7 protein-coding genes are annotated in these 5,422 nt (G+C 66.3%); all 7 read left to right on the top strand.

The window, feature by feature from the left end; translation table 11 throughout:
• A partial coding sequence (locus GXP39_12770) for a cytochrome c oxidase assembly protein (GenBank protein ID NOZ28908.1) occupies positions 1 to 728 on the top strand: 728 nt, incomplete at its 5' end.
• Positions 725 to 1,156, top strand: coding sequence for a hypothetical protein (locus GXP39_12765; GenBank protein NOZ28907.1), 432 nt, complete (start codon positions 725 to 727; stop codon positions 1,154 to 1,156). The genes GXP39_12770 and GXP39_12765, both read left to right, overlap by 4 nt.
• Before the next feature lie 26 nt (positions 1,157 to 1,182).
• A complete protein-coding gene (locus tag GXP39_12760; GenBank protein ID NOZ28906.1) occupies positions 1,183 to 1,608 on the top strand; it encodes a DUF420 domain-containing protein in 426 nt (141 codons plus the stop codon).
• 52 nt (positions 1,609 to 1,660) lie between these two features.
• A complete protein-coding gene (cyoE, locus tag GXP39_12755) occupies positions 1,661 to 2,620 on the top strand; it encodes a protoheme IX farnesyltransferase (protein NOZ28905.1) in 960 nt (319 codons plus the stop codon).
• A complete protein-coding gene (locus GXP39_12750) occupies positions 2,598 to 4,028 on the top strand; it encodes a FesM (GenBank protein ID NOZ28904.1) in 1,431 nt (476 codons plus the stop codon). Before cyoE ends, GXP39_12750 begins: the two co-directional genes overlap by 23 nt.
• Before the next feature lie 16 nt (positions 4,029 to 4,044).
• On the top strand, positions 4,045 to 4,551 hold the full coding sequence (locus GXP39_12745; protein ID NOZ28903.1) for a hypothetical protein: 507 nt from the start codon (positions 4,045 to 4,047) through the stop codon (positions 4,549 to 4,551).
• A 249-nt stretch (positions 4,552 to 4,800) separates the two neighbouring features.
• Entirely contained in the window at positions 4,801 to 5,106 is a 306-nt protein-coding gene (locus GXP39_12740; protein NOZ28902.1) for an antibiotic biosynthesis monooxygenase, read from the top strand.
• Positions 5,107 to 5,422 lie beyond the last annotated feature (316 nt).

The raw sequence follows: 5,422 nt of genomic DNA, 5'->3' as shown, positions 1-5,422 counted from the left end.
GGCGGCTGGCGGCGTACCTGGCGGGCCTGTCCGCGCTGGCGGTGGCGTTGCTCTCGCCCATCGACGCCCTTCAGGCGTTGCTCTTCCTCATGCACATGGTACAGCATGAGCTGCTGATGATGGTGGCGGCGCCGCTCCTGCTATTGGCGGAACCCTTTCCCATCCTGCTTTGGGGGCTGCCGCCGGGCGTGCGCCGGGCCGTGGGCGACCTCCTGGCGCGGGGCGGCGTCCTGCGCCAGATCTTGGCACGGCTGGCGACGCCCTGGCTGTCCTGGGCGGCCTACGTGGTCACGCTGTGGGTCTGGCACGCGCCGGCGGCCTACGATGCCTCGCTTCGCAACGAGTGGATTCACGATCTGGAGCACATGGCCTTCTTCTGGGCGGCGATGCTGTTCTGGTGGCATGTGGTGGGGGCCGCCCCTCGCATTCACGGCTTCCACGGCTACGGCATGCGCATCGTGTACGTGCTGGCGGCGTTGGTCCAGAACGAGGTGCTGGGCACCAGCATCACCTTCGCTCGTCGCCCCCTGTATGCGTACTACACCACCGTGCCTCGGCTGTGGGGGCTGTCCGTGATGGACGACCAGATGCTGGGCGGCGAGGTGATGTGGATCGCGGGAGGGATGATGTATGTCCTGACGGCTCTCATCCTGTTGGCCCGTTTTCTGGCCTGGGAGGAGAGGCGGACGGAGCGTCAGATCGCAACGGATATAGGAGTGTTGCCATGAGGAAAGTTCGCATACTGGCTCTGGCGGCGACCTTGAGCGCCGTGTTGACCGCCGTCATGGGGAGTTATGTTCGCGGCATGGGGGCCGGGCTGGCCTGCCCCGACTGGCCGCTGTGTCACGGGAAGATCATTCCGCCATTAGAGGGGGCCATCCTCCTGGAGTGGACCCACCGTCTGATCGCTTTGGTGGTTATCCTGTTGGTGTCGAGCATCCTGATCCTCACGTGGCGCTATCGTGTGCGGGAGCGCTTCTGGGCGCTGCTGGCTTTCCTGCTGCTACTGGGGCAGGCGATCCTGGGCGGGCTCACCGTCCTCATGCGCTTACATCCCGTCGTCGTGGCCCTGCATCAGGGGATGGCGTTGGTGTTCTTCGGCAGCCTGGTGGTGATCGCCGCACGGGCGCCCCGGCTGGCATCGGAGACCACGTGATGGCGGAGGCCGTAGCAGGATCCGGCATCGATATCTCCGATCTGCCGGCCGTGAACGCCGCGCTGAACGGTGTGAGCGCGATCTTGCTCGTCGTCGGCTTCTACTTCATCCGGCGAGGACGGCGGAGACGCCATCGGACTTTCATGCTGGCCGCCTTTGGCACGTCCACTCTGTTCTTGATCTCCTATCTGATCTACCATGCCAGTGTGGGCTCGGTCCCCTTCCAGGGACAGGGATGGATGCGGCCGTTGTACTTTCTGATCCTCTTCACCCACGTGGTCCTGGCCGCGATCATCGTCCCGCTGGCGTTGGTGACGCTGGTGTGGGCTGGTCGGGGGCGATTCTCCCGCCATCGCCGCATCGCCCGCTGGACGTTGCCGGTGTGGTGGTACGTGTCCGTCACCGGCGTACTCGTCTATCTGATGCTGTACCATCTCTTCCCTTCGGCGTGAGGCAGCGCGAGGGGGCCGTGGCCGGAAGGGCCGCGGGCATACGGAGGGATTGGTGAGTTCCTATCCGACGAAGCTTCACGATGCGCCCCCGACCGGGGCGTTGAAATGGGGTGGAGCGCTGGCGTCCACCTCCTGGCGGGATATGCGCGAGCTTGGGCGCACCCTGGCGGTGCTCTTCAAGCTGCGGATCGTGACGCTGTTGTTGTTCTCTGCGGCGGCGGGGCTCTTCCTGGGCGCCGGGAGATGGCCTGGCCCGGGACCGCTCCTATTGCTCCTGGTGACGGGCGGCGTGACGGCCGCCGGGGCCTCGGCTCTGAACGAGTATCTGGAGCGGGAGGCCGACGCCCGCATGCGGCGCACCCGGCAGCGCCCGCTGGTGGCAGGCACCCTGTCCCGGACGGCCTGGGTTCCCGTGCTGGGCATGGCGATGATCTCGATCCCGGCGTTGGCGGTGCTTCCCGGCAATCCAGCCCTGGCCTTCTTCCTGGCTGCGGGGGCGATCGTCTACCTGGGCGTTTACACGATCTGGCTGAAGCCGCGTACGGTGTTGAACATCGTGATCGGCGGCGCGGCCGGGAGCTGCGCGGTGCTCAGTGGTGGCGCCGTCGTCGGGGCCTGGACGGACCCAGGGGTGCTCGGCCTGGCCGCCGTGGTCTTCTTCTGGACGCCCATTCACTTCTGGAGCCTGGCGCTGGTCTATCGGGAGGACTACGCCCGGGCCGGGGTGCCCATGCTGCCGGTGAGGACGACGTCGCGCCGGGCGGCCTTCTGGGGGGCGGTGCACGGGCTAGTGGCCGGTATGATCGGGGTGATGCTGGCGCGTCATCCGGCGTTGGGGCCCCTCTACCTGGCGTTCACGTCCGCGGTGACCCTTTACCTTCTGGCCCAGGGGGTGAGGCTGGTCGTGCATCCCTCCAGACGTCGGGCCTGGCGTCTGTTCCATGCGTCGAATTTCTATCTGGCCGTGGTGTTGTTCGCGATCTCCCTGGATACTCTCATGCGATGGCCCTGAGGTGCGCGGAGTGGACTGGATAGCGGCGCCGGGAGTGGGGCGTTTCCTCAGGTGGCGGCACAGCCGCGTGGCGTTGCAGATCCCCTTGATGCTGGTCGCCATGCTCATGGTGTGGGATGGGCTGACGGGTCCCTCGCTGGCGCCGAAGAACCTGGCGACGGTCCTGTCCTGGGTGCACTATCGGGGCTGGCTGATCCTCGTTTTGCTGATGGCGGGCAATTTCTTCTGTCTGGCGTGCCCTTTCATGTTGCCGCGCTCCCTGGCCCGCCGGCTCCTCCGCCCGACCCGCATGTGGCCCCGTCGGTTGCGCAACAAGTGGATCGCCGTGGCCCTGTTTGGGCTCCTCCTCTTCGCCTATGAGCTCCTGGATCTGTGGGCGACGCCCTGGTGGACGGCGTGGCTGATCGTGGCCTATTTCCTCGGCGCGCTGCTGGTCGATAGCCTTTTCCGGGGGGCCCCGTTCTGCAAGTACATCTGCCCCATCGGGCAGTTCAACTTCACGGCCGCGTCGGTCTCGCCCCTGGAGGTGCGGGCGCGCGACCGCCGGGTCTGCGCGGCCTGTCGCACTGTGGATTGCATTCGGGGGCGCGAGGGGCAGCGCGGGTGCGAGCTGTGGCTCTTCCAGGGGCGGAAGGTGGGGAACATGGATTGCACCTTCTGCCTGGATTGCGTGCATGCCTGCCCGTATGAGAACGTGGGGATCATCGCCCGATTGCCCGGCGGTGAACTCTGGGCGGACCTCTGGCGATCCGGTGTGGGGCGCCTCTCCCGGCGACCGGACCTGGCGGCGATGGCGGTCATCTTCACCTTCGGCGCGCTCCTGAACGCGTTTGGCATGGTGCGCCCGATCTACGTGGTGGAGGCCCGGCTGACCGACTGGCTGGGCGTTCGCACCGAGTTCCCCGTCCTGGGCGTGATCTTTGTCCTCGGCCTGGGGGTGGGGCCTGCCCTGCTGTTGGGAGCGGCCGGATGGCTCGCCCGGCAGTGGGGTGGGGGACGTGAGCCTCTGCTGTGGATCGTCACCCGATACGCGTACGCGTTGATCCCACTGGGCGTCGGCATGTGGGCCGCCCACTATAGTTTCCATCTGCTCACCGGGTTCTGGTCCTTCATCCCCGTCGTCCAGCGCCTGCTGAGCGATCTGGGATGGCCGGTGCTGGGGGCGCCGCGCTGGGGCCTGGGGTCGGTGCTGCCGATGGGCTGGCTGGATCCCGTGGAGACGGGCCTCCTGGGCCTGGGACTCGTGGGCTCGCTGCTGGTGGCCTACCGGATCGCGGCGGGGGATCGGCCGGATCGCCCCTGGCGGATGTTTCTGCCCTGGGCGGCCCTGGCGGTGCTGGTGTGGGGGGCGGCCGTCTGGTTGATGGCGCAGCCGATGGAGATGCGCGGCATGCTCATGGCGGGGTGAGGGGGAGGTGTCAGCGGTGTGGACGCGCATGATCCCCTCCCTGGTTGCGCTCGGGGTCTGGATGCTCTGGACGCCGGCGGTGTGGGCTCACAGCGGTGCTCCTTACCCGGTGCTGCTGGAAGAGCCCGCCGGCCCCTACGTCGTGTCGGTGCTGGCGGATCCGGACGTCGGCACGGGGACGTTCCTGATCTCCCTCGCGTTGCCGGATGGCGTGGCGGCCCCGGCCGATACCGAGGTGTGGGTGTGGGTCCGGCCGGAGGATGGGCACGCGGCCGAGGCCGGGTATGCGGTCGGGCGGGAGGGACCGCCCGCGCGGGGGCGATTCGTGGCCAGGGTGCCCTTCGATGCGGAGGGGGTGTGGGACGTGCGGCTGACGCTGGATGGCCCCGCGGGCCTGGGGGAGGCTACGTTCCAGGTGCGGGTGACGCCGCCGGGCCCCGGTTGGGCGACATCCCTGGTGTGCATGGTGCCCTTTCTCCTCATCGGGGCGTTGTGGGTGGTTAGCGCCCTGCGCCCTCGGTAACGGTGGCCCTCAATGGCATGGGCCGACCTTGTGGGATTCGACCTTACATAAGCTCGGTAGAATCCCGAGGCCGATGGAGGCCTCGGGATTCTGGTTGTTATGCCGGTTGCAGCGGAGCATGCATGTTCCATGAAAATGGAGCTTGAGGCGTTGACGCGGGCATCCTCTTCAGGTACAATGGCGCCCATGGAGCCGCATGGCTTTTTGCCGTTACATCTCACGTTGGGGTTGGCAGAGAAGAGGGGCGCAATGATCGTACGTATGTGGCATGGACGCGTGCCAACGAGCAAGGCGCAGGCGTACCGGGCGTTTCTGAACGAACGGGCTGTCCCCGATTATCGATCGGTTCCGGGCAATCTCAGCGTCTATATTCTGGAACGTGCAGAAGGCGAGGTCACCCATTTTGTCACAATGACCTTTTGGGAAAGCTTGGAGGCGATCAAGGCTTTTGCGGGAGAGGACGTGGAGCGGGCGAAGTACTACCCTGAGGATAAGGAGTTCTTGCTCGAGTTCGAGCCCCGCGTTGTGCACTACGAGGTGGTAGGGCAATCCTAGAATGCGTCTGAAAAGCGCACCACGAAGCCACTAAGAGCGTGCCTGAAAACTTACCGGCAAGACGTTTGAGGGTCTCCCTCAATGACCAGCTCCACAGGGGGAGGTGTGGAGGGGACCTCCCCTCCACGGAAAACCCCACCTTTCCGGCCTGTACTCGCCTTTCTCGGCCCTTTCCGAAGGACTCAGGCCGAGGCCAGGCAGGTAGAAGGGCTTTTTCCGGAGGGGCTTCGCCCCTCCGAAAAAGTCCTTCTTTTGCCTTCGACCTGCCTGGCCTCGGCCTGAGTCCTTCGGAAAGGGCCGAGAAAGGCAGGTACAG

Source organism: Chloroflexota bacterium (assembly GCA_013152435.1).
Taxonomy (GTDB): domain Bacteria; phylum Chloroflexota; class Anaerolineae; order DUEN01; family DUEN01; genus DUEN01.
The sequence above is the reverse complement of the archived record's forward strand: the minus strand, read 5'-3'. Positions and strand labels throughout refer to the sequence as shown.

What these genes read in the sequence shown, in the direction of transcription:
- GXP39_12740 (NOZ28902.1), top strand. Translation starts at nt 4,801, where the DNA reads ATGATCGTACGTATGTGGCATGGACGCGTGCCAACGAGCAAGGCGCAG.
- GXP39_12765 (NOZ28907.1), top strand. Translation starts at nt 725, where the DNA reads ATGAGGAAAGTTCGCATACTGGCTCTGGCGGCGACCTTGAGCGCCGTG.